Genomic DNA, 21,087 nt, shown 5'->3' on the forward strand with positions numbered 1-21,087 from the left:
GCCATGAACGACCTGCGTACTCCGCTCGCACGCGCCCGCGGCCTGGGCTCCGGCAAGACCGGCACGGGGCACTTCTGGGTGCAGCGCGTCACCGCCGTCGCGCTCGCGCTGCTCATTGCGTGGCTGGTGTGGGTGCTGTTCTCGATCGCGGGCGGTGATTCGACGCACGCCATCGACGTGCTGCGCCGCCCCTGGAACGCGATCCTGATGGGCGCCTTCCTCGTCGCGATGTTCTGGCACGCCAAACTCGGCATGCAGGTGATCATCGAAGACTACGTCCACACACGCTTCTGGGAAGTCACCCTCCAGTTGCTGAATCTCTTTGCTTGCACCCTCGGCGCGATCGCGTCGCTGTTCGCGATCGTCCGCATCGCGCTGATGGCCTGAGAAAATGACCGCCTACAAGATCCAGGAACACAAGTACGACATGATCGTCGTCGGCGCCGGTGGCGCCGGGCTGCGCGCCACCTTCGGCCTCGCGCAGAAGGGCCTGAAGACCGCGTGCCTGACGAAGGTCTTCCCGACGCGTTCGCACACCGTCGCCGCGCAGGGCGGCATCTCCGCCGCGCTCGGCAACATGGGCGAAGACGACTGGCGCTTCCACTTCTACGACACCATCAAGGGGTCGGACTGGCTGGGCGACCAGGACGCGATCGAATACATGTGCCGCGAGGCCATTCCCGCGATCATCGAACTCGAACACCAGGGCGTGCCGTTCTCGCGCACCGAAGACGGCCGCATCTACCAGCGCCCCTTCGGCGGCATGACCACGCATTACGGCAAGGGCATCGCGCAGCGCACGTGCGCGGCCGCCGACCGCACCGGCCACGCGATCCTGCACACGCTGTACCAGCAGTCGCTCGCGCACAAGGCGCAGTTCTTCATCGAATACTTCGCGCTCGACCTGATCATGGACGAGGAGGGCGCCTGCAAGGGCGTGCTCGCGCTCGACATGGCCGAAGGCACGTTGCACCTGTTCCGCGCGCACGGCGTGGTGCTCGCCACCGGCGGCTACGGCCGAGCGTATTTCTCGGCGACCTCCGCGCACACCTGCACGGGCGACGGCGGCGGCATGGCGCTGCGCGCCGGCCTGGGCATGCAGGACATGGAGTTCGTGCAGTTCCATCCCACCGGCATCTACGGCGCGGGCTGCCTGATCACCGAAGGCGTGCGCGGCGAAGGCGGCATCCTGCGCAACAGCAACGGCGAGCGCTTCATGGAGCGCTATGCGCCGAACGCGAAGGACCTCGCCTCGCGCGACGTCGTCTCGCGTTCGATGACCATCGAAATTCGCGAAGGCCGCGGCGTGGGCCCGCACAAGGACCACATCAACCTCGACCTGACGCACCTGGACCCGAAGGACATCCACGAAAAACTGCCCGGCATCGCCGAGAGCGCGAAGATCTTCGCGGGCGTGGACGTCGAGAAGGAACCGATCCCCGTCATCCCGACCGTCCACTACAACATGGGCGGCATTCCGACCAACTACCACGGCGAAGTCGTGCAACTGCGCGACGGCAATCCCGACGCGGTGGTGCAGGGCCTTTACGCGATCGGCGAAGCGGCCTGCGTTTCGGTGCACGGCGCGAACCGCCTTGGTTCCAACTCGCTGCTCGACCTGGTGGTGTTCGGCCGCGCGGTCGCGAACCGTTGCGCGGAGACGATCCAGTCCGGCGCGCCGCACAAGGATCTGAAGTCGTCGGCGTGCGATCAGTCGCTCGCCAACTTCGATCGCCTGCGCAACGCCAAGGGTTCGATGCCGACGGCGGAAATCCGCAACAACATGCAGCGCGCGATGCAGGCCGACGCCGCGGTGTTCCGCACCGGCGAAACGCTGGCCGAAGGCGTGGCGAAGGTGCGTGAGATCCACGCCTCGTTCGCCGACGTGCGCGTCAGCGACCGTTCGCTGGTCTGGAACTCCGACCTGATCGAAACCCTGGAACTGCAGAACCTGCTGGGCCAGGCGCTCACGACGATCGTGTCGGCGGAAAACCGCACCGAATCCCGCGGCGCGCATGCGCGCGAGGATTTCCCGGAGCGCGACGACGCCAACTGGCACAAGCACACCGTGTGCTGGGCCGACGATGCGGGCAACACGCGCATCGACTACCGCCCGGTGCACATGTACACGCTCAGCGACGATGTCGAAGTCGTGCCGCCCAAGCCGCGCGTCTACTGACCGGGGAACGAGAAACCATGGCTGAATTCACGCTCCCGAAGAACTCGAAGATCGGCAAGGGCCGTCACTTCCCTGCGCCTGCCGGTGCGAAGCAAGTGCGCACCTTCAAGGTCTATCGCTGGAACCCGGACGACGGCAAGAACCCGAGTGTCGACACGTACGACGTCGACCTCGCGACCTGCGGCCCGATGGTTCTCGACGCGCTGATCAAGATCAAGAACGAGATCGACCCGACGCTGACCTTCCGCCGCTCCTGCCGCGAAGGCATCTGCGGTTCGTGCGCGATGAACATCGACGGCACGAACACGCTGGCGTGCACGCGCGCGATCTCCGACTGCACGAAGGCCGAAGTGCCGATCTACCCGCTGCCGCACATGGCGGTGGTGAAGGATCTGGTGCCGGACATGACGCACTTCTACGCGCAGTACGCGTCGATCAAGCCGTGGATTCGCACGCAGACGCCGGCGCCGGATCGCGAACGCCTGCAGTCGAAGGAAGACCGCGCGCTGCTCGACGGCCTGTACGAATGCATCCTGTGCGCGTGCTGCTCGACGAGCTGCCCGAGCTACTGGTGGAACGGCGATCGTTACCTCGGCCCCGCGATCCTCCTGCAGGCGTATCGCTGGATCGTCGACTCGCGCGACGAAGACACCGGCGCGCGCCTGGACGACCTCGAAGACCCGTTCAAGCTCTATCGCTGCCACACGATCATGAACTGCGCGCGGACCTGCCCGAAGGGCCTGAATCCGGCGAAGGCGATCGGTGAGATCAAGAAGTTGATGCTGGCAAGGCGCGGTTGATCCCGTGGCCGGCGCGGAGATGCTCAAGCCCGCGTTCGTCCTGGTCGGCCTGACGGCCGTCGTTTTTGTTCGCATGTACTGGTTGCGCCTGGCCGAGATCGGGCGGGCGCGCATCGATGCGCAAGCGGTGGCCACCTCGTCGGAGATGGCGCGCCTGCTGACCGACACGCGCGCGTCCGACAACTTCCGCAACCTGTTCGAACTTCCGGTGTTGTTCTACGCCGCGGTGTTCGTTGCGATGCTCACGAACCTGGTCACGCCGATTTCGATCGGGTTGGCGTGGACTTTCGTCGTCCTGCGCGTGCTGCACAGCGCGGTGCATTGCACCTACAACCGCGTGATGCACCGGTTCCTCCTGTACGTCGCCGGCGCGCTGGTGCTGTTCACGTGGTGGGCCTATCTCGCGATGGAGGCCTGGTGAACGACGAAGCCGAGCTGCGCAAGCTCAAATGGCGCTGCCGCCGCGGCATGCGCGAGCTGGATCAATTGCTCGAGCGTTGGCTCGATACGTCGTGGCGACAATCCAGCGAAGCCGATCGCGCCACGTTCCTGCGCCTGCTCGACAGCGAAGACGATCGCTTGTGGAAGTGGTTCCTCGGGCATGAAACCGCCCCCGACGCAGACTTGCAGGCCCTCGTCGAACGCATCCGCAACCTGCCGCACGCTTAGGCTTCAGAGCGCGCGCCCGTCGTAGTGGTGCACGGGAATCGCGGATAGATCCACGTTATCCAGCACGCGCAGGTTCACCGCCGCGACCGGATTGCCCTTCGGATCATTGGCCTCGCCGAACACGTGGATGCCGCAGTTGTCGCAGAAGCGATGCTGGATGTGGTGCTTGTTGAACGTGTAGGTCGCCAGGTCGGCTTCCGGCGTGCGCAGCACGAGCTTGTCGCGCGGCACGAACCACAACAGCGACGCGCGCTTGCCGCACATCGAGCAATTGCAGGCGAGCCCGCTGTCGATGTCCCCTTCGACATCGAAGGCGACCTGGCCGCATTGGCAGCTACCGGAATATTGCATCGTGCGCGCTCCTGGGGGAATGCGTCGGATGCTGCGGCGATCCCCCGGTCGATTCAAGTGCCACTGCACCGCCCATCCCCCTTCCAAGGGGGATCAATCGCGCAAAGCGCGATTGAGGGGGATCAGACTCGCCGCGACCCACACCGCCAAGCCCATGCCGATCATCTGCGCAATGACGAACGCCGGCACGTCGACCGGCCGGATGCCTGCGAAGCTTTGCGTGAGCGAGCGCGCCAGCGTCACCGCCGGATTCGCGAACGACGTGCTGCCGGTGAACCAGTACGCCGCGAAAATGTAACCACCGACGAGCGCCGGCACAGCGGCAGGCCGATGCGCTGCGCCGAGCAGGATCGTCAGCAACAGCCCGAACGTCGCGACGCCTTCGCTCAACCATTGCCCCATGCCCGCGCGCGCATGCGTGCCGGGTTGCAGCAACGCCTGGTCGAACATCGCGTGCGCGAGGACGACACCAAGGATCGCCGCGATGACCTGCACCGCGATGTAGGCGAGCGTCGTGCGCGTGTCGAGCGCGCCGCGCAAGCGCATCGCCAGCGTCACCGCCGGGTTGAAATGCGCGCCGGAGATCGGCCCGAAGAGCACGATGAGCACGTAGAGGATCGCGCCCGTCGCGCTGGCGTTGGCGAGCAACGCGATGCCATCGTTCCCCTGCGACAGCGCCACGCCCATGATCCCGGACCCGACGACGGTCGCCAGCAACAGCGCAGTGCCGAGCGCTTCGGCCAGCAACGCGCGATGCAGGCGACTCACAGCGAGGCCAGCAATGTGCGCACGCGTTCGGCGATGTCGTCGCGCACGACGCGATACGCCTCGTCGTCCATGTGCCTGGGGTCGGCCAACGCCCAATCCTCGCGGCGCTTGGCAGGCACCCACGGACAGGCATCGCCGCAGCCCATGGTCACCACCGCATCGAATTCCCCTTCGATGTCGTCCAGCGATTTCGAACGATGCGTGGTGAGGTCGTAGCCGACTTCCGACATGAAGCGCACGGCCTTGGGATTCACGACGCCGGATGGACGCGAGCCCGCACTCTCCGCGACAACATCGGCGCCGCCCAACATGTGGGCGAACGCCTCGGCCATCTGGCTGCGATTGGAATTCTCGACGCAGACGAAAAGCACGCGTTTCATCAGCAGCACGCGGCTTCAGGCGAGCAGCACGACGTGCCCTTGTCGACCTTCGGTTTCATGGCCGAAACCTTGGGCGTGCAAGCCGCGCCATCGGTCGCGCAGGCCGCTTCGCCCGCGTAATACGTGGTCGCATCGCCGAAGGTATGGAAGGTTTCCCAGCGCGTGCCTTGCGGGTCTTCCGTCCACAACTTGTCCGACTGCGCATAGCAACACACGGTCGCGTCTTCCGGCACCACCGTGCCGCCGGCGGCATCCAGTCGAATGCCCAGGGCGGACAGCTCGGCGGTGGAATCCACCTGCAAGCCGAGGTGGTCGATGCCGGGCGCGCGGCCGGTGTTGGAGATGGCGAAATTGATGCGCGGATCTTCGAGCATCCATTTCGCGTAGTCGTCCTTGCGGACCGAAGGCGGCGCCGCGAACAACTGCGTGTAGAAGCGGATGCTGCCGTCGAGGTCGGCGACGTTGAGGTGCACGTGGAAGCGATTCACTTCGAAGCTCCTTTTTTGCGCGGCTTGCACGGGGAGGCCACCGGATCGCACGCGCCGGAGCCGGCGCAGCAGTTCTCGGTGAGGTAGGCGATCAGGGCGTTCATGCGTTCGTAGTTCGCGCGCACGCGAATGACGCGGCCCTCGCGTTGGTCGAGCACGAGCCCGGCCGAGCGCAGGACGTTGAGATGCGCGGAGAGCGTGGCGGGCGGCAGGTCGAGGGATTCGCGCAACTCGCCCACCGGCAGGCCGTCGGGACCGGCTTCCACGAGGCGGCGGAAGGCGCGCAGGCGGGATTCGTGGCCAAGCGCGGCCAGGCAGGCAAGGGAGGAGGGCATTTCCATAATTCCAATATTATGGAAATGAAGGGCGGCGTCAACAGGGGCGCGCTATTGCGAGTGGCCCGGCCACTCCGGGACCATTGCCGCATGGACATCCGCCCCGCCGAACCCGAAGACGCCGCGGCCATCGCCGCGATCTACAACCATTACGTCGCCACGACATGCATCACCTTCGAAACCGACGCGGTGTCGGTGATCGACATGGCCGAACGCATCGCCGAAACGCGCGCGACGAATCTGCCGTGGTTGCTCGCGCAAGCCAATGGCCAGGTGCTCGGCTACGCATATGCGTCGAAGTGGAAAGGCCGCTGCGCGTATCGGCATTCCGTCGAATCGACCGTGTATCTCGACGCCGCGAGAACAGGCCAGGGCATCGGCAAGCCCTTGTACGCGGCGCTGATCGACGCGTTGCGCACGCGTTCGATGCACGCCGTCATCGGCGGCATCGCGTTGCCGAACGATGCGAGCATCGCGCTGCACGAAAGGATGGGCTTCGAGAAGGTGGCCCATTTCAAGCAAGTGGGCTTCAAGCAGGACCGCTGGATCGACGTGGGCTACTGGCAACTGCTGCTGCAGTGACGCAGCGCGCGAGATCGTTGGCTCCTTGCCGCGCAGGGGCTTTTGCCGAAATGGTGCTTTAACCATTTTCTCATCGGCCCCACCGTAGGGTTCCCTGTTTCCACCTACCCGGGAGGTTTTCCATGGTCCCCAAGATCCAGCCCTGCCTGTGGTTCGACAAGAACGGTGAGGAAGCCGCGCGTTTCTACGCCGCCACCTTCCCCGACACGAAGATCGACAACGTCGCGCGCGCGCCGGGCGACTACCCGTCGGGCAAAGCCGGCGACGCCCTCGTGATCAACATGACCATCTTCAAGATGCCTTTCATGCTGTTGAACGGCGGGCCGCAGTTCAAGTTCGACGAAGCGGTGAGTTTCCAGGTCGCCACCGAGGACCAGGAAGAAACCGATCGCTACTGGAACGCCATCGTGAACAACGGTGGGCAGGAGAGCGAGTGCGGTTGGTGCAAGGACAAGTTCGGCCTGTCGTGGCAAATCACGCCGCGGCGCCTGACCGAGTTGATGAACGAAGGTGGCGAGACGGCGAAGCGAGCGTTCGGCGCGATGATGGAAATGCGCAAGATCGACATCGCGGCGCTCGATCGCGCGGTGGAAGGCGTGAAGGCCTGACGGCCGTTGCCTGAATCGTTCATGGGTCATCTCACGCATTGAGATGAAAAGTGTCCACGCTTGCGCGCGTGGACACCCTGACCAAGCTCGGCATCCTTGCAGACGCGGCCAAATACGACGCGTCGTGCGCGTCGTCCGGCGCGGGCAAGCGTGATTCGTCGAAGACCGGCGGCATCGGCAGCACCGAGGGCATGGGCATCTGCCACTCCTACACGCCCGATGGTCGCTGCGTGTCGCTGCTGAAGATCCTGCTCACCAACTTCTGCATCTTCGATTGCGCCTATTGCGTCAACCGCGTGTCGAGCAACGTGCGGCGCGCGCGCTTCACCACCGACGAAGTCGTGCGGCTCACGCTGGACTTCTACAAGCGCAACTACATCGAAGGCCTGTTCCTCTCCAGCGGCATCATTCGCGACAGCGACTACACGATGGAGCGCCTCGTCGAAGTCGCCCGTTGCCTGCGCGAAGACCATCGCTTCGCCGGTTACATCCATCTCAAGACGATTCCCGATGCGTCGCCCGATCTGCTCGCCGCGGCGGGCCGCTACGCCGACCGCTTGAGCATCAACGTGGAACTTCCCACCGAGAAGGGCCTGTCGATGCTCGCGCCGGAAAAAAGCCTGCCGCGCATCCGCAGCGCGATGGGCGACCTGCGCTGGCGCATCGAAGAGGGGAAGGAGGCGCGCAAGCTGGCGAAAGTGCACAAGCCGCCGAAGTTCGCGCCCGCCGGCCAGAGTACGCAAATGATCGTGGGCGCCGATGGGGCGGACGATCGCGCGATCCTGCTCGCCAGCGACAACCTCTACGGCAACTATCGCCTGCGCCGCGTTTACTACTCCGGCTTCAGCCCGATTCCGGATGCATCCTCCAAGCTCCCGCTGCAAGCGCCGCCGCTGCAACGCGAGCATCGCCTGTACCAGGCCGATTGGCTGCTCCGGTTCTACGGATTCGGCGTCGACGAAATCGCGCCCGCCAACGCGGCCTCGACGATGCTCGACCTGGACATCGATCCGAAACTCGCCTGGGCGCTGCGCAACCCCGAACGCTTCCCGGTGGACCTCAACACCGCGCCGAGGGAAATGCTGTTGCGCGTGCCGGGGCTGGGCACGCGCAACGTCGCACGCATCGTGCAATCGCGGCGCCATGGTCGCCTCCGTGTCGGCGATCTGGCGCGCCTGCGCGCGCCGATGTCGAAAGTGCTGCCGTTCGTGACGCTGCTCGATCACCACCCGCATCGGAAGCTCGATGACCCCGACGCGTTGCGCGCGCACCTCGCACCCAAGCCGCGCCAGGCCGACCTCTTCGCCGCATGAGCGAGCGCTGGACCGCGACGGTGGATTCTCCGTGGGATTTCGACGCCTGGCGCGAACAGGCGCGCGCCGCGTTGCGCGCGAACATCGCGCCGGACGCGATCGACTGGCACGGCGATGCGCAAGGCGCGTTGCTCGCAGGTCGCGCCATCACGTCCGCGCCGCCGGTGCGCGCCTTGCAGATGATGCCGCGCGATTTCTTCGAACTCGCCGCCCGCGTGGCATGTCATCGCGACACGGACGCGCACGCGTTGCTGTACCGCATGGCCTGGCGAATCGCCAACGGCGAGCGACACCTGTGCACGCTCGCCACCGACATCGATATGCACCGCGCGCTGCGCCTGGACCAGGCCGTGCGTCGCGACCTGCACAAGATGAAGGCATTCGTGCGCTTCCGCGCGGTGCCAGGGGTGGAGGGCGCCTTCATCGCGTGGTTCGAACCGGACCATCGCATCGTCGATCGCGTCTCGGGTTTCTTCGCACGGCGCTTCGCCGGCATGCGCTGGTCGATCCTCACCCCATATCGCAGCGTGCACTGGAATGGCGAAGCGCTCGCGTTCGCACCGGGCGCACTGCGCAGCGACGCACCCGACGACGACGCGCAGGAATCGCTGTGGCGCACGTACTACGCGCACATCTTCAACCCCGCGCGCCTCAACCCGCGCATGATGCGCCAGGAGATGCCGCAGAAGTACTGGAAGCACCTTCCCGAAGCGCACGTGTTGCCGGTCTTGCTGCGCGAAGCCGGCGCCCGCGTCGAAGCGATGGCGGACCGCGAACCGCAACCACCGCGGCGCCGCATCCCCGAGCAAGCGCCTGCGATCGAGATGCCTGCGAGCGATCTCGAAACCTTGCGCGCCCGCGCCCGCGATTGCCGCGCATGCCCCTTGTGGGAACCGGCGACGCAGACCGTGTTCGGCGAAGGCCCGCACGATGCGCGCATCGTCCTCGTAGGGGAACAACCGGGCGACGAGGAAGACCTGAGCGGTCGCCCCTTCGTCGGTCCCGCGGGTCGCCTGCTGCAACGCGCGCTGGACGAGATCGGCATCCCGCGCCAGACGCTTTACCTGACCAACGCGGTGAAGCACTTCCGCTTCGAACGCCGCGGCAAGCATCGCTTGCACAAGGCGCCCGAGCCAGGACACGCGCGTGCGTGTCGCCAGTGGTTGGTGCAGGAAATCGGTTTGCTCAAGCCCGACGTCATCGTGTGCCTGGGCGCGACCGCGGCGCACAGCGTGCTGGGTCGCGATTTTCGATTGATGCAGCAGCGGGGCCGATGGGAGCGTCTGTCGAACGGTGCGAGCGCGTTCGCGACGGTGCACCCGGCGTGGGTGTTGCGCCAGCCCGAAGGCGATCGTGAAGCCGCCTATCGGGGATTCGTCGAAGACTTGCGCCTGTTGGCCGCGCCTGCCCCCGGATAACGACGGTGGCAACTCCTGCCGAGTCCGTGAGGAACCGGCGTCGTCGACCGGAATTGCCACTACACTCCGGCAATGAACGCATCCCGGTACCCCAACGCGTCGCTCCGGCAGAAGCTCTTCGTCGCCGGCATTCCCGAAGCGGAGCAAACCCTGGACGCGTTGATGTCCAGGATGCCCGACCTCGACTCGCCGCTGCTGCAGGGCCTGTCCGTCGACATGATGGCCGAGCTGTTGCTGTATCTGATCTCCAAGGGCGTCGTCACGCTGCCCAAGGCGAGCGACAAGGCGCTGCTCGACCTGCCGTGGGGCTCGCACGTCTGCCAGTTCTACGACAGCAAGCAGGATCAGCTCGACATGCTCGTGCCGTACTTCAAGCAGGGGCTCGAACGAAACGAAGCCTGCGCATGGTTGGTCGGCGACCTGACGATCGACGAAGCGCGTCATGCGCTCAGCGTCGCCGTGCCGGATCTGGCGGACTACATCGCCAGGGGGCAGATGCAGATCGTGCACTACAGCGAGTTCTACACCGACCCCAACGGCACGGTGAAGGCGCCCGAGCAGTTGAGCTACCAGTTCGCCGCGATGGGATCGAGCGCCAAGGCGGAAGGCTATGCGGGCCTTCGCGCGTCCGGCAGCGTGAGTTGGGTGAAGGATCCCGAAAGCATGTCGCGCTTCATGGCGTACGAAACGCGCGTGAACGTCGCGATCCAGAACGCGCGCATCATGGCCGTCTGCACGTATCCGGCCAAGGCCGCCGCGTTGTGCGGATGCCGCGAACTCATTCACAACCACGGCAACATCTTCGTCAAGCGTGGCGAGTGGGTGCACGACAAGTCGAAGGATGCGGAAAGGATCGAGGCCGTCTTCGCCTCGCTCGCCAGCGCCTGAACCGATCTTCACGCCTTCACCGCGCGACCCGCCCGGCGTCGTTACGCTGCGGCGGTTGATCACGCGACAGGAGGGCCGACATGACTTCGGATTCCAAGACGCCGCTGGACCATGTGCACGACACGCTGCTGCAGCTCAAGGAGATGCGGCATTACTCCAAGAACAACGTCGAGCTGCTGACGACGCAGTGGCTGTTGTTCGACGGTGAGCTTTCCAAGCTCAAGCGCGCCGCGAGCTTCGAAGACCTCATGACGCGGCAGGGCGAGTTCTACGACGCGGTGGAAACCGCCATCGCCGACCTGGAAGCGCTGTCGGTCGAACTGCAGCCCGCGCCCGAGGATGACGCCGCAAAAGCGTAGTTGAGAGGCCAGTACCTCAGGGCGGCGGGAACTTCGCGAACATCTGCGGGATGACCTTCGCGATCGCCGCGTCGATGCCTTGCGGCGATTCCGGCACGTCGCCCGAGGCGGTCGCGCGCCAGATCGGTTGTTTGGTCTTGGCATCGAACATGTCGATGGCCAGCGCGCCCACCATCTTCGAATGCGGACGCGACGAACCGGTGCTCGTGCCGATCCCGCCGCCGCTGTTGCCGCCCCAACTGCCGAGCCCGAAGCCGAACGACGTCCCGCTATAGCTGACTTCCTCGCGCGCATCCCAGCGACCCAACAGTGCGACGTCGCCATCGGCCGCGCGTTGCCAACCCTTCGACGCCAGTTGCGCATCGATCGCACGCACGAGCTTGTCGCGCACCAGCGGCGACTGCGTCTGCGGCTCTTCGACCCAGGAGTAAGTGCGGTAGCGCGAGAAATCGACGCCGGGCGCCTGGTCGGTCTGCACGACCGGCGCGCTGCTGGCACACGCAGCGAGCAGCAATAACGCGAGGAACGTGGGCGCGTACACGGGAAGCCTGGTGTTCATGGCGATCTCCTCCGACGACGCTCGGCGTGTTCATCTCACCACCGGTGGCGCCGGGAATCCATTGGCCGTTGGGCCCGCTTCGGTCCGTTCAGCACAGCATTGATCGGAGACGCGCGATGGCGACTTATCCCCTCGATCGCACCGCGTATCTCCTCGTCGATCCGTACAACGATTTCCTCTCCGAAGGCGGCAAGGTTTATCCCTTCATCGAAGCGATCGCGACGGAAGTCGGCTTGCTCGACAACCTGCGCAAGCTCGATCGCGCCCTCCGCGCGCATGGCGTAGCGGTGTTCATCGTGCCGCATCGTCGTTGGGAGCCGGGCGATTACGAAGACTGGAGATTCCCGAGCCCGACGCATCGCAAGATCATGGCGCGCCACAACTTCGCGCGCGGCGAGTGGGGCGGCGAATGGCATCCCGAATTCGCGCCGAAGCCCGGCGACACGGTCGTTCAGGAACACTGGGGCGCCAGCGGCTTCGCCAACACCGACCTCGACCTGCGCCTGAAACAGAAAGGCATCACGCACGTCATCATCGCGGGGTTGCTGGCGAACACCTGCATCGAGGCGACCGGGCGCTACGCGACGGAGCTGGGCTATCACGTGACCCTGGTGCGCGATGCAACCGCGGCGATGCAACACGACATGATGCATGCCGCGCATGAACTCAACGGGCCGACGTACGCACACGCGATCGTGACCACCGGCGAGCTGATCGCAAGCCTGTAGAGCCGTCGACGCGCGAAGAGCTTTCTTCGGCGCGATTCGAAAAAAGGCAGGCCCAATACACCTGCCGCGGGTCATGCCGGATGTCTGGCGCTGGCTGCGCGGCATCGTGCGCTCGATCAACGCCTTCACCTGGGAGACGGCTCATGCCGAAGAACACCACCCAACTGCGACGCCTGTGGAAAGCCTTCGAATGCGAAGAGCGCGAGATGGTGCTGATCCCGTTCGGCCCGGACAGGATCCGCGTCGCGCCACCGACCACGCAGGCCTTCGAAGCGCTCGCCGCGGTCATGCACCACCACGGCTATCACGTGCGCACACAGGACACCGACAGCTACAACTGCCGCACCATCACCGGCGGCACCGGCAAGAGCCTGCACAGCTACGGCATCGCGCTCGACGTCAACTGGGAAACCAATCCCTTCCTCAACCATGCCGGCACGCGGCTGGTGCGCTTCTCCGACAAGGACACGCAGGCGCGTCGTGCGCTCGACGTGCGCGCCGGTGTCGCCGATACCGACATGACGAAGGCGATGATCGAAGACGCGCTCCGGATCCGCACGCGCGATGGCACGAGGGTGTTCGAATGGGGTGGCAGCTGGCGCGATCGCAAGGATTGCATGCACTTCGAGATGGATGTCTCGCCGGCGGAACTCGCGGTCGGTCTGGATCCAGCTTCCATCGTGGGCCTGGAGGAATACCTCGCGAGCCTGCAAGGGCCTGGATTCGAACCGCCGCCGATCGTGGCGCCGACGCAACCCGTGACCCACGACCGACATGAAGTGATCGCGCGCAGCGGCCTGCGCCTGCGCAGCGGGCCATCGGCGAGCAGCGATGTCATTCGCGTCGTGCCACCGGGCACGCAGCTCGACGTCATGGCACGCCAGGACGGATGGGCGCTGGTCGATTTCCTCGGCGATGGCCTGGCCGACGGCTTCATGAGCGCGGCGTTCCTGCGGCCTGTCGGCGGCGTGGCACCCATTACGGTGGAGCGGGGTGGCGAGATCGTGCATGCGCCGGGCGATATCACCGCCGATGTGACGCCGGAGATCGTCGCAAGGATGTTCCCGCACACACGCAAGGCGAACATCGTGGCGCATTTGCCGTCCGTCCTCGCGGGCCTGCGCGAGTGCGCACTCGGCGATCGACAGATGGTGTTGATGGCACTGGCGACGATCCGCGCCGAGTCCGAAGGCTTCCTCCCGATTTCCGAAGGCATCAGCGGATTCAACACGCGCCATGCGCCGTTCGATCGTTACGAGCCGGGCACGTCCGCGGGCAATCGCATCGGCAACACGCAGCCGGGTGATGGCGCGCGCTTCAAGGGACGCGGTTTTGTTCAACTCACCGGTCGCGACAATTACGGCCGGGTCGGGCGCCAGATCGGCGCGGATTTGCTGCGCACGCCCGAGTTGGCGAACGACGGCCCGCTGGCCGGGCGCATCCTCGCGCAGTTCCTCAAGAACAACGAACGCCGCGTGCGTGCGGCGCTTGCGGTGGATGACCTGCGCACGGCGCGCAAATGCGTCAACGGCGGCGCGCATGGGATGGATCGATTTCGCAACGCGTATGAACTTGGTGAGCTCGCGATCCCGGGTTGATGCGACGAGACCATTGATGAGGATTTCCACCACGCTTCAGCAAAGCAAGCGAACGTAGAGTTGAATTTCACCCGGAACGAACGAACGCGGTCGCCCAATCGGGCGACGCGATCACGGTGGAGGTGTTCGCGTCCCAGTCGCGATTTCCCCCATCATTCCGGGAGTTCCTTGCATGAAAATCCTCGCATCGACCTGCGCGGTCGGCTTGCTGTCCGCCGCCGTCGCCCTTGCCGTCCAGGCGGCCGCCGCGGTGCCCACGGCGCGCGACGATCGCGCGGCCACGCGCATCAATCGCGCCGGCAACGGACAGGCGTTGACCGCGCCTTCGCAAGCCGCGCCTTCCACCGTTGTCTCCACCTTCCTGCGCGGAAAGGGCCTGGGCTCCGGCGCCGTCAACGCCTTGCGCGTGCATTCCGACACGCTCGATCGCAAAGGCATCCGGCAACTGCGCATGCAGCAGGAAGTGGGCGGCCTCGCGGTGTATGGCGCGTACGTCAAGGCAGCGGTCGGCCGTAATGGCGCGTTGCTGAGCGTCGTCGAAAACGTCGCGCCGGTGCCCGCCACCGGATTGCAAGCGGCGAAGGTCGACGAAACCGCCGCGCTGCGCGTTGCGCTCGGTGCGCGCAAGATCGCCGGCGCCGCGCCCGCGCGCGTGCAGAAGATCGGCGCCGCAACGAAGTTCGCGAAGACCGCCGGCTTCCACGACGGCCCGATCGTGACGCGCGTGGCCGTGCCGCTCGCCGATGGTGGAATGCAGGTCGGCTTCCTCGTCGAAACCTGGCGCGAAGCCGGCAACGACCTCGTCGAAACGCTGGTCTCCGGCGACGGCCGCGTGCTCGACACCAGCCACCGCACCGCGCGCGACGACTATCGCGTGTTCACGGTGGATCCGATCGCGACGCCGCAGGCCATCGTCAGCGGCCCGACGAACTGGCTGTTCAACGGCAGCCACCTGAGCGACAACATCACCGGCAACAACGTCCACGCGTACCTGGACACCGACAACAACGGACTGCCCGATGCGGGCGGCACGCGCGTGTCGGACCGTCGCTTCCTGTCGACGTTCAACCCGGCCGTGCAGCCGTCGGTGGGCAACAACCCCGACGTTGCGGTGCAGAACCTGTTCTACCTCAACAACGTCATCCACGACCGCCTGTATGCCGCGGGTTTCGATGAAGCCGCGGGCAACTTCCAGCAGAACAACTTCGGCCTGGGCGGCCGCGGCAACGACTCGGTGAATGCCGAAGCGCAGGACGGCGGCAGCACCGACAACGCCAACTTCGCCACGCCGCGCGACGGCCGCAATCCGCGCATGCAGATGTACCTGTGGTCTTCGCCGGAACCGGATCACCAGGTGATCGCCGGCGGCAACACGTTCCAGGCGCGTCGCGCGGAGTTCTCGCCGCCGTTCACGCCGACGGGCCTGCAGGACACGGTGGTCGCCGCGCTCGACAGTGGCGGCACAAGCAATGCCGACGGTTGCGAGGCGCTCACGACGAACGTCAGCGGGCAGATCGCGTTGGTCAATCGTGGCACGTGCGACTTCGTCGTCAAGGCGGCGAACGCGCAGGCGGCGGGTGCCGTTGCGCTCATCGTCGCTAACAACGTCGCCGGCGATCCCATCGTCATGGGCGGGACGACTCCGCAGATTCCCGCGGTCATGGTGACGCAGGCGGCAGGCGCGACGTTGCGCGCGGCCTCGCCGATCGCAGCGACGATCCGCGTGATCGATCCGCCCTTGATCCGTCGCGACGGCGACCTCGACTCCGACATCGTGTGGCACGAATACGGCCATGGCCTGACGTGGCGCATGATCGGTCGCATGGACGGCCCGCTGGGTGGCGCGATCGGCGAGGGCATGAGCGACGTGCTCGCGATCATCGTCAACAACAACGATCGCGTCGCCGAATACTCCACGGGGACGCCGAACGGCCTGCGCACCGAGCCGTATGCGAACTACTCGCGCACCTACGGCGACATCCTCGGTGAGGAAGTGCACTTCGACGGCGAGGTGTACGGCGCGATCGGCTGGCAGGTGTGGAAGAACTTCCAGGCAGCAGGCTTCACTGCCGACCAGACGCTGGCGGTGCTCGTCGACGGCATGAACTACACGCCGGCCGAGCCGACGTTCGAAGAGATGCGCGACGGCATCCTCGCGTCGCTCACCAACGTCGGCCAGGAATGCCTGGTGTGGCGTGCGTTCGCCCAGTACGGCGTCGGCGTGGGTGCGCGTGGCCAGGCGCGCGGAAAGAAGGTGGCGATCCGCGAATCCTTCGCGGTCCCCGCGGTTTGCGCCGCGCCCTGAGCGTCAAAAAGAAGGCCACCTCGCGGTGGCCTTCTTCTTTTGGTGCGGGCATCTCAATACGGACATTCGGGCCCGTTGTACGACAGGGCCGACGGGTTGGTCGGCGCCGACAGTCCGTTGGTCACGTCCGTCAACTTGATGTTGGTGAAGACGACGGAGGCCACGCTCACGTACTGATAGTGCGGGCAGACCAGCGTGCTGGGCGGCGGCAGGATGGTCAGGCTTTCGTTGATCCTGCCGTTCTTGTCGACGGTGAAGGTGGCGCTGACGTAAACGTTGGACAGGATTTCTTCCTTGTTGCCCCTCGCCGGGCAAACATGGCCTTTCTTGACGCACTGGTAGTGCACGCCGGCCTTCGCGCTCGCGACGTAGTTGATGCCGTTGCCGGTGTTGCCCAGGCCGACTTCCGACCAGTTCACGATCACCTTCGGCGAGCCCAGCGAAGCGCTGGGCGCGCGCAGGAATTTCGGTTTGCCACCGGCGATGGCCGCCGTCGCGATGAGGGCCACGCCGATCAGGCATAGCGTCGGTTTGATGCGCATGTCGTCCTCTCCCTTTGAACATCCAATAAGAGAGAACGACGGAATCGCCCGATGCGGCTCCCCCGAATGGGTGGGGTTAACCCGTTCGTGTCACGGGCATTCGGGACCGTTGTACGAAAGCGACGAAGGATTGGTCGGCGAGGAGATGTTGTTGGTCACGTCCGTCAACTTGATGTTGGTGAAGACGACCGAGACCACGCCCACGCGTTGATTGCCCGGGCACACCAGGGTGCTTTCCGGCGCCGGGATGATCAGGGATTCGCTGATCCGTCCGTTCTTGTCGACATCGAAGGTGCCGCCCACCGACACGTCGGCCAGCACGTCTTCCTTGTTCGACGCGGCCGGGCAATTGTTGCCGCGGTTGACGCACTGGTACCGGGCAGCGGCCGTCGCTTTGGCTTCGTACGAGATGTCGGTGCCGGGATTGCCGAGGCCGACTTCCGTCCATTTCACGATCACTTTGGGCGAGCCGAGCGAAGCGCTGGGCGCGCGCAGGAATTTGGGGTTGCCGCCGGCGATGGCCGCCGTCGCGACAAGGGCCATGCCGACCAGGCACAGCTTGGATTGCATCTGCATTTCGTCCTCCATGGGTTACCAACCAGAGAGAACGACACAAACGCGCCTCGCGACTCCCCCATCCGGGTGAAGTCACCCGGAATGGCGTGTCACGTCCCCGGCTTGGGGACGTCGATCCGAATCGCCGCGAGCTGATCGGGGGCGTAGCCGATCTTGCGCAGGAACGGGAGCCAGCGTGGATCGTCGCGCAGCGAGTCGGTCAGCACATCGAACGCCACCGACGTGGCGGCGGGATCATGGGCCTGCGCAGCTTGGTCCAGCCAACGGAAGGCTTCGTCGCGGTCGACGCGATAGCTGTACGCCAGCGCGACCAACGTGGGTTGCTCGTCGCCGTATGTCCTGATGAGGTTCTGCAAGGCCGCATTGGACTCACGCGTGCGGCCCAGCGCGTGGAACGCCAACGCGCGCACCTGGAGGCGCGAGGCTTCATCGGGTTCGCCGTCGATCTCGCGCAGCGCGCCGGCCGCGTCGCCCTTGCCGACGAGCAGCGAGACCGCGATGCCGTTGCGTGCGCCGACGAAGGCGGGGCTCAGGCGAAGCGCGGTGCGGAAGTCGTCGATCGCCGCGTCCCACTGGCGCGCGTAGTAACGCGTGATGCCGCGATTGTTGTAGGCGGTCGGGTTCGCCGGATCGTGCGCGACGCGATAGTCGTACAGCGGCAACGCGTCTTCGAAGCGCCCGACGTTGCTGAGCAGGATCCCGAGCGTGTTGATGGCGACGAGGTTGTTCGGTTCGATCTGCAACGCGCGCTTGTTGTAATCGGCGGCCGCCTGCGCGTCGAAGTCGAAATCCGCGGCCAGGCGCGCCAGGCCGGTGATCGCGATGACGTTGCGCGGATCGATCTTCAGCGCCCGGTTCAGCGCTTCGCGCGCGAGCTTCGCGGCTTCCGCCGGCGGCATCTCGCTGTAAATGGATTGGTTGATGTACACGCGTCCCAGGCCCGCCCACGCGCGAGCTTCGTTCGGTGCGATGGACAGCGCCTGCTTGAACACGACCAGCGCCTGCGCGCGCCCGGCCTTGCTCTGCTGGTCGAGCAGCGCCTGCGCCTGGAGGACCAGCGCGTAGACCCGCGGATCCACCGGCGTGACGGTGGGCGCCTTGAGCAACTTGATCTTCAGTTGGTCGACGACCGACGCGGCGATCTCGTCCTGCACCTGGAAGATGTCGTCGAGGTTGCGGTCGTAGGTTTCGACCCACAGTTGCGCGCCGTCGGTGGCGCGCACCAGTTGCACCGCGATGCGCACGCGATTGCCCGCCTTGCGCACGCTGCCCTGCAGGATCGACGCCACGTGAAGGCGGCGCGCGATGTCCGGCACCGACAGGTCCTGGCCCTTGAACGCGAAGCTCGAGGTCCGCGCGATCACGCGCAGGTCCGGCACCTTGTTCAACACGTTGAGCAGTTCCTCGGACACACCGTCGGAGAAATACTGCTGATCCTTGTCGCCGCTCATGTTCTCCAGCGGAAGCACGGCGATCGACGGATCGTTTTCGATCGTCGGGATGTCGCTGCCCGGGGTCGACGCGCTGGCGACCGAGGATTCGGACGTCGTGCGCACCGTCTGCCACAACCATGCGCCGCCGACGATCACGACGATCGCGATCAATGCGACTTCCAGCCGCGTGACCTTCTGTTGCCCGCGCTCGCCCTGGAACCACGCGATGACCAGCGTGATGAAGAACCCGAGCACCGAAAGCGCTACGCCCACGCGCATCGGGACGGCCGACCATCCATACGTGCCCGCCAACAGGCCGACCCCCTGCAACAGCGCCCACGCGACCGCCGTGTAGCCGAGCACCCATTGCGCGACCTTGCGCTTGCGCAGCTGGCGGATGGTCAGCATGGGGGTGTCCGATGGCGCATTAAACAGAGGAACGCAGACAACGGCGCAAACGGGCCGTCGCCGCGATCCGCGAGCCCGGCGCGCGCCGGGCTTCACGTGCCCCCGGAGCAGCCCGGCCCGCCTGGCATATCCTGTTCACGCCGATGGCGCGCGTCGCGGGATCGGGGACGTCAAGCGGTGACAACACGAGGCGGAGCCCACATGGCGAACGATTGGTATCGCAATACCGATTGGAACGAGGCGATCGCGGCGGCCTTCGAGGAGAAGCTCAGGCGCGCCCGCGACAAGAAGCAATACCTGCGCATCCAGGCGAGCACGCTCGCCCATTCGCACCCGCGCGTTGCGCTCGCGCTGTTGGAGCGGTACTTCGACCTCGGTGAGCACTTCGATCACGCCCAGGCGCACGTCGACCGCGCGACGGCGCATTTGGCGCTCGGCGACATCGATGCAGCCATCCGATCCTACGAGGCGGCCTTGGCGCGCGAGGCGGCGTTTCCGAACCTGTTGACCGTTGCCTATCTGGAACTGCCGTACCTGATCGCGCTCCATGGCATCGACGCTCGCTTCGAACAAGCCATGGACATGCTTTCCGCCTCCAGGGAACGGCTCATGTTTCCCGTCGAGCGTTTCGAGCACCACGCCGCGCGAGCGATCATCCTTGCGAAGAGCGACCGCGCCGCTGCACGCCTCGAGGCCAAGGCCGCACTCGAGGTGGCCTCCGAGGATCATTCGGGTTTTCGCTACCACCCGACCGTCGGATTGGTTTCCGAAGTGCATGCAGACGCGTTGTCCCGGCTGCGCGGGCTTTGCGATGCCTGATCGCGCTAGGACGCGTAAGTCGCCGCCATCTGCGCGACGACGGCGCGGAGGCGTTCGCGAAGCGCGGTCGGCGCCAAGACTTCGGCCTCCACGCCAAGCCCGAGCAACTGCCGGATCGCGTGGTCTTCCGATTCGATCGGGATCGTGATCCGCATCCAGCCGTCCCGTGGATCGGGCAGGGCAGTGAATTCCGCCGCCGCGGCCGCCGCGCTGCTCCACTCGCCGACCCAACGCAGCCCGCGCGCAGAGACGCGGAGCGCTGCCTCCCCGACGAAGATCTCTCGCTCGAAGCGGCGCACCGACGCCGCCCACCAATCGGCGAGCACGAACTTCCGTGGCCAGGCGAAGCGCCCCTTGCCGAACGCGAGTTCGAAGATGCCGGAGAGGCGATACGTGCGCGGCTCGCTCGCTTGTTCGGCGAGCGCGACGACATACCAGACGCCGGCCTTCAGCACGAGACCGAGCGGACGCAACGTGCGACGACGCGGCCCGGCCCAACTGTCGTAACGCACGAGCAAGGGACGCTGCTTCCACACGGCTTCTGCGACTTCGCGCAGGAAGCGCGGCGGCTCCTGCGCGCGATACCAATCGACCGGATCGATGTGCAGGCGCGCGGCGGTCTTCTGCGCGTTGTCGCGCAAGGCCGCAGGCACTGAAGCCAATACTTTCAGGCGCGCGGAGGCGGACGCGGCGCCAAGACCGAGTTCGCTGGCGGCCGCGGGCAACCCCGCCAGCAACAGCGCCTGCGATTCGCTGTCGGTGAGTCCTGTCAGTTGCGTACTCCAACCTTCGCGCAGACGGAAGCCGCCTTCGCGGCCGCGCTCGGCATACACGGGCACGCCGGCGGCCGAGAGTTGGTCGATGTCGCGTAGCACCGTGCGCACCGAACACTCCAGCTCGGCCGCAAGCGCCGGGGCGCTGGCGCGACCCCGCGCCTGCAGCAGCATCAACAGGGACAAGAGGCGAGAAGCGCGCATGGCG

25 protein-coding genes are annotated in these 21,087 nt (G+C 65.9%); 15 read left to right on the forward strand and 10 right to left on the reverse strand.

Features of this window, described 5'->3' with window-relative positions; genetic code table 11:
* Nucleotides 1-3 precede the first annotated feature (3 nt).
* From sdhD to GN331_RS09805, 5 genes are read left to right on the forward strand one after another with little or no spacing between them, the layout of a single operon-like run.
* Nucleotides 4-387, forward strand: a complete 384-nt coding sequence (sdhD, locus tag GN331_RS09785) for a succinate dehydrogenase, hydrophobic membrane anchor protein (RefSeq protein ID WP_156641779.1) — start codon at nt 4-6, stop codon at nt 385-387.
* A 4-nt stretch (nt 388-391) separates the two neighbouring features.
* Nucleotides 392-2,179: a succinate dehydrogenase flavoprotein subunit gene (gene sdhA, locus GN331_RS09790; protein ID WP_156641780.1), complete on the forward strand. Its 1,788-nt coding sequence runs from the start codon at nt 392-394 to the stop codon at nt 2,177-2,179.
* A 17-nt stretch (nt 2,180-2,196) separates the two neighbouring features.
* Entirely contained in the window at nt 2,197-2,979 is a 783-nt protein-coding gene (locus tag GN331_RS09795) for a succinate dehydrogenase iron-sulfur subunit (protein ID WP_156641781.1), read from the forward strand.
* A 19-nt stretch (nt 2,980-2,998) separates the two neighbouring features.
* Nucleotides 2,999-3,400 (forward strand): MAPEG family protein, encoded by a 402-nt coding sequence (locus GN331_RS09800; RefSeq protein WP_156641782.1) that lies wholly within the window; start codon nt 2,999-3,001, stop codon nt 3,398-3,400.
* Entirely contained in the window at nt 3,397-3,648 is a 252-nt protein-coding gene (locus GN331_RS09805) for an FAD assembly factor SdhE (RefSeq protein WP_331713438.1), read from the forward strand. Before GN331_RS09800 ends, GN331_RS09805 begins: the two co-directional genes overlap by 4 nt.
* 3 nt (nt 3,649-3,651) lie before the next feature.
* Here GN331_RS09805 and GN331_RS09810 read toward each other — a convergent pair whose 3' ends face one another.
* From GN331_RS09810 to GN331_RS09830, 5 genes are all read right to left on the reverse strand, one after another.
* Nucleotides 3,652-3,999 (reverse strand): GFA family protein, encoded by a 348-nt coding sequence (locus GN331_RS09810; RefSeq protein WP_156641783.1) that lies wholly within the window; start codon nt 3,997-3,999, stop codon nt 3,652-3,654.
* Nucleotides 4,000-4,092: 93 nt separating this feature from the next.
* Nucleotides 4,093-4,767, reverse strand: coding sequence for an MIP/aquaporin family protein (locus GN331_RS09815; protein WP_331713439.1), 675 nt, complete (start codon nt 4,765-4,767; stop codon nt 4,093-4,095).
* Entirely contained in the window at nt 4,764-5,147 is a 384-nt protein-coding gene (locus GN331_RS09820; protein ID WP_156641784.1) for an arsenate reductase ArsC, read from the reverse strand. Before GN331_RS09820 ends, GN331_RS09815 begins: the two co-directional genes overlap by 4 nt.
* The gene (locus tag GN331_RS09825) at nt 5,147-5,635 is read right to left on the reverse strand and encodes an ArsI/CadI family heavy metal resistance metalloenzyme (protein WP_197427074.1); all 489 of its coding nucleotides are present in this window, start codon (nt 5,633-5,635) and stop codon (nt 5,147-5,149) included. Before GN331_RS09825 ends, GN331_RS09820 begins: the two co-directional genes overlap by 1 nt.
* Nucleotides 5,632-5,970 carry an ArsR/SmtB family transcription factor gene (locus tag GN331_RS09830; RefSeq protein WP_425489279.1) on the reverse strand — a complete coding sequence of 113 codons (339 nt, stop codon included), beginning with the start codon at nt 5,968-5,970 and terminating at the stop codon, nt 5,632-5,634. Before GN331_RS09830 ends, GN331_RS09825 begins: the two co-directional genes overlap by 4 nt.
* A gap of 90 nt (nt 5,971-6,060) precedes the next feature.
* On the opposite strand from GN331_RS09830, the gene GN331_RS09835 reads away from it, so the two are divergent.
* The 6 genes from GN331_RS09835 to GN331_RS09860 all read left to right on the forward strand — a co-directional run bounded on the left by GN331_RS09835 (nt 6,061) and on the right by GN331_RS09860 (nt 11,138).
* Entirely contained in the window at nt 6,061-6,552 is a 492-nt protein-coding gene (locus GN331_RS09835; RefSeq protein WP_156641786.1) for an arsinothricin resistance N-acetyltransferase ArsN1 family B, read from the forward strand.
* A 122-nt stretch (nt 6,553-6,674) separates the two neighbouring features.
* The gene (locus tag GN331_RS09840; protein WP_156641787.1) at nt 6,675-7,160 is read left to right on the forward strand and encodes a VOC family protein; all 486 of its coding nucleotides are present in this window, start codon (nt 6,675-6,677) and stop codon (nt 7,158-7,160) included.
* 68 nt (nt 7,161-7,228) lie between these two features.
* Nucleotides 7,229-8,473 (forward strand): putative DNA modification/repair radical SAM protein, encoded by a 1,245-nt coding sequence (locus GN331_RS09845; RefSeq protein WP_331713440.1) that lies wholly within the window; start codon nt 7,229-7,231, stop codon nt 8,471-8,473.
* The gene (locus GN331_RS09850) at nt 8,470-9,891 is read left to right on the forward strand and encodes a UdgX family uracil-DNA binding protein (RefSeq protein ID WP_156641788.1); all 1,422 of its coding nucleotides are present in this window, start codon (nt 8,470-8,472) and stop codon (nt 9,889-9,891) included. The genes GN331_RS09845 and GN331_RS09850 overlap by 4 nt, the downstream gene beginning before the upstream one ends.
* Nucleotides 9,892-9,963: 72 nt before the next feature.
* A complete protein-coding gene (locus GN331_RS09855) occupies nt 9,964-10,779 on the forward strand; it encodes an MEDS domain-containing protein (RefSeq protein WP_156641789.1) in 816 nt (271 codons plus the stop codon).
* Nucleotides 10,780-10,859: 80 nt separating this feature from the next.
* Nucleotides 10,860-11,138 (forward strand): hypothetical protein, encoded by a 279-nt coding sequence (locus tag GN331_RS09860; protein WP_156641790.1) that lies wholly within the window; start codon nt 10,860-10,862, stop codon nt 11,136-11,138.
* 16 nt (nt 11,139-11,154) lie between these two features.
* On the opposite strand, the gene GN331_RS09865 is transcribed toward GN331_RS09860, so the two are convergent.
* Nucleotides 11,155-11,697 carry a DUF4136 domain-containing protein gene (locus tag GN331_RS09865; RefSeq protein WP_156641791.1) on the reverse strand — a complete coding sequence of 181 codons (543 nt, stop codon included), beginning with the start codon at nt 11,695-11,697 and terminating at the stop codon, nt 11,155-11,157.
* A 116-nt stretch (nt 11,698-11,813) separates the two neighbouring features.
* Here GN331_RS09865 and GN331_RS09870 point away from each other — a divergent pair, with 116 nt between their 5' ends.
* The 3 genes from GN331_RS09870 to GN331_RS09880 all read left to right on the forward strand — a co-directional run bounded on the left by GN331_RS09870 (nt 11,814) and on the right by GN331_RS09880 (nt 16,328).
* Nucleotides 11,814-12,425, forward strand: coding sequence for a cysteine hydrolase family protein (locus tag GN331_RS09870; protein ID WP_156641792.1), 612 nt, complete (start codon nt 11,814-11,816; stop codon nt 12,423-12,425).
* Between the two features lie 143 nt (nt 12,426-12,568).
* Complete coding sequence (locus tag GN331_RS09875; protein ID WP_197427075.1) at nt 12,569-14,023, forward strand: M15 family metallopeptidase; 1,455 nt, start codon at nt 12,569-12,571, stop codon at nt 14,021-14,023.
* A 172-nt stretch (nt 14,024-14,195) separates the two neighbouring features.
* Nucleotides 14,196-16,328: a M36 family metallopeptidase gene (locus GN331_RS09880; protein ID WP_156641794.1), complete on the forward strand. Its 2,133-nt coding sequence runs from the start codon at nt 14,196-14,198 to the stop codon at nt 16,326-16,328.
* A 53-nt stretch (nt 16,329-16,381) separates the two neighbouring features.
* On the opposite strand, the gene GN331_RS09885 is transcribed toward GN331_RS09880, so the two are convergent.
* The 3 genes from GN331_RS09885 to GN331_RS09895 all read right to left on the reverse strand — a co-directional run bounded on the left by GN331_RS09885 (nt 16,382) and on the right by GN331_RS09895 (nt 19,287).
* A complete protein-coding gene (locus GN331_RS09885; protein ID WP_156641795.1) occupies nt 16,382-16,870 on the reverse strand; it encodes a hypothetical protein in 489 nt (162 codons plus the stop codon).
* 90 nt (nt 16,871-16,960) lie between these two features.
* A complete protein-coding gene (locus tag GN331_RS09890; protein WP_156641796.1) occupies nt 16,961-17,446 on the reverse strand; it encodes a hypothetical protein in 486 nt (161 codons plus the stop codon).
* 89 nt (nt 17,447-17,535) lie between these two features.
* The gene (locus GN331_RS09895; RefSeq protein WP_156641797.1) at nt 17,536-19,287 is read right to left on the reverse strand and encodes a tetratricopeptide repeat protein; all 1,752 of its coding nucleotides are present in this window, start codon (nt 19,285-19,287) and stop codon (nt 17,536-17,538) included.
* 201 nt (nt 19,288-19,488) lie between these two features.
* Between GN331_RS09895 and GN331_RS09900 the strand changes: the two genes are divergently transcribed.
* Nucleotides 19,489-20,106, forward strand: coding sequence for a hypothetical protein (locus GN331_RS09900; protein ID WP_156641798.1), 618 nt, complete (start codon nt 19,489-19,491; stop codon nt 20,104-20,106).
* 5 nt (nt 20,107-20,111) lie between these two features.
* On the opposite strand, the gene GN331_RS09905 is transcribed toward GN331_RS09900, so the two are convergent.
* Entirely contained in the window at nt 20,112-21,083 is a 972-nt protein-coding gene (locus GN331_RS09905; RefSeq protein ID WP_156641799.1) for a helix-turn-helix transcriptional regulator, read from the reverse strand.
* Nucleotides 21,084-21,087: the final 4 nt, after the last annotated feature.

Origin of the sequence: Noviluteimonas gilva, assembly GCF_009740395.1 — a bacterium.
Taxonomy (GTDB): Bacteria; Pseudomonadota; Gammaproteobacteria; order Xanthomonadales; family Xanthomonadaceae; genus Noviluteimonas; species Noviluteimonas gilva.

Coding starts and splice junctions, on each gene's coding strand:
- sdhD (WP_156641779.1), top strand. CDS start 4: ATGAACGACCTGCGTACTCCGCTCGCACGCGCCCGCGGCCTGGGCTCC.
- sdhA (WP_156641780.1), top strand. CDS start 392: ATGACCGCCTACAAGATCCAGGAACACAAGTACGACATGATCGTCGTC.
- GN331_RS09795 (WP_156641781.1), top strand. CDS start 2,197: ATGGCTGAATTCACGCTCCCGAAGAACTCGAAGATCGGCAAGGGCCGT.
- GN331_RS09800 (WP_156641782.1), top strand. CDS start 2,999: ATGCTCAAGCCCGCGTTCGTCCTGGTCGGCCTGACGGCCGTCGTTTTT.
- GN331_RS09810 (WP_156641783.1), bottom strand. CDS start 3,999: ATGCAATATTCCGGTAGCTGCCAATGCGGCCAGGTCGCCTTCGATGTC.
- GN331_RS09820 (WP_156641784.1), bottom strand. CDS start 5,147: ATGAAACGCGTGCTTTTCGTCTGCGTCGAGAATTCCAATCGCAGCCAG.
- GN331_RS09830 (WP_425489279.1), bottom strand. CDS start 5,970: ATGCCCTCCTCCCTTGCCTGCCTGGCCGCGCTTGGCCACGAATCCCGC.
- GN331_RS09835 (WP_156641786.1), top strand. CDS start 6,061: ATGGACATCCGCCCCGCCGAACCCGAAGACGCCGCGGCCATCGCCGCG.
- GN331_RS09840 (WP_156641787.1), top strand. CDS start 6,675: ATGGTCCCCAAGATCCAGCCCTGCCTGTGGTTCGACAAGAACGGTGAG.
- GN331_RS09850 (WP_156641788.1), top strand. CDS start 8,470: ATGAGCGAGCGCTGGACCGCGACGGTGGATTCTCCGTGGGATTTCGAC.
- GN331_RS09855 (WP_156641789.1), top strand. CDS start 9,964: ATGAACGCATCCCGGTACCCCAACGCGTCGCTCCGGCAGAAGCTCTTC.
- GN331_RS09860 (WP_156641790.1), top strand. CDS start 10,860: ATGACTTCGGATTCCAAGACGCCGCTGGACCATGTGCACGACACGCTG.
- GN331_RS09865 (WP_156641791.1), bottom strand. CDS start 11,697: ATGAACACCAGGCTTCCCGTGTACGCGCCCACGTTCCTCGCGTTATTG.
- GN331_RS09870 (WP_156641792.1), top strand. CDS start 11,814: ATGGCGACTTATCCCCTCGATCGCACCGCGTATCTCCTCGTCGATCCG.
- GN331_RS09875 (WP_197427075.1), top strand. CDS start 12,569: ATGCCGAAGAACACCACCCAACTGCGACGCCTGTGGAAAGCCTTCGAA.
- GN331_RS09880 (WP_156641794.1), top strand. CDS start 14,196: ATGAAAATCCTCGCATCGACCTGCGCGGTCGGCTTGCTGTCCGCCGCC.
- GN331_RS09885 (WP_156641795.1), bottom strand. CDS start 16,870: ATGCGCATCAAACCGACGCTATGCCTGATCGGCGTGGCCCTCATCGCG.
- GN331_RS09890 (WP_156641796.1), bottom strand. CDS start 17,446: ATGCAGATGCAATCCAAGCTGTGCCTGGTCGGCATGGCCCTTGTCGCG.
- GN331_RS09895 (WP_156641797.1), bottom strand. CDS start 19,287: ATGCTGACCATCCGCCAGCTGCGCAAGCGCAAGGTCGCGCAATGGGTG.
- GN331_RS09900 (WP_156641798.1), top strand. CDS start 19,489: ATGGCGAACGATTGGTATCGCAATACCGATTGGAACGAGGCGATCGCG.
- GN331_RS09905 (WP_156641799.1), bottom strand. CDS start 21,083: ATGCGCGCTTCTCGCCTCTTGTCCCTGTTGATGCTGCTGCAGGCGCGG.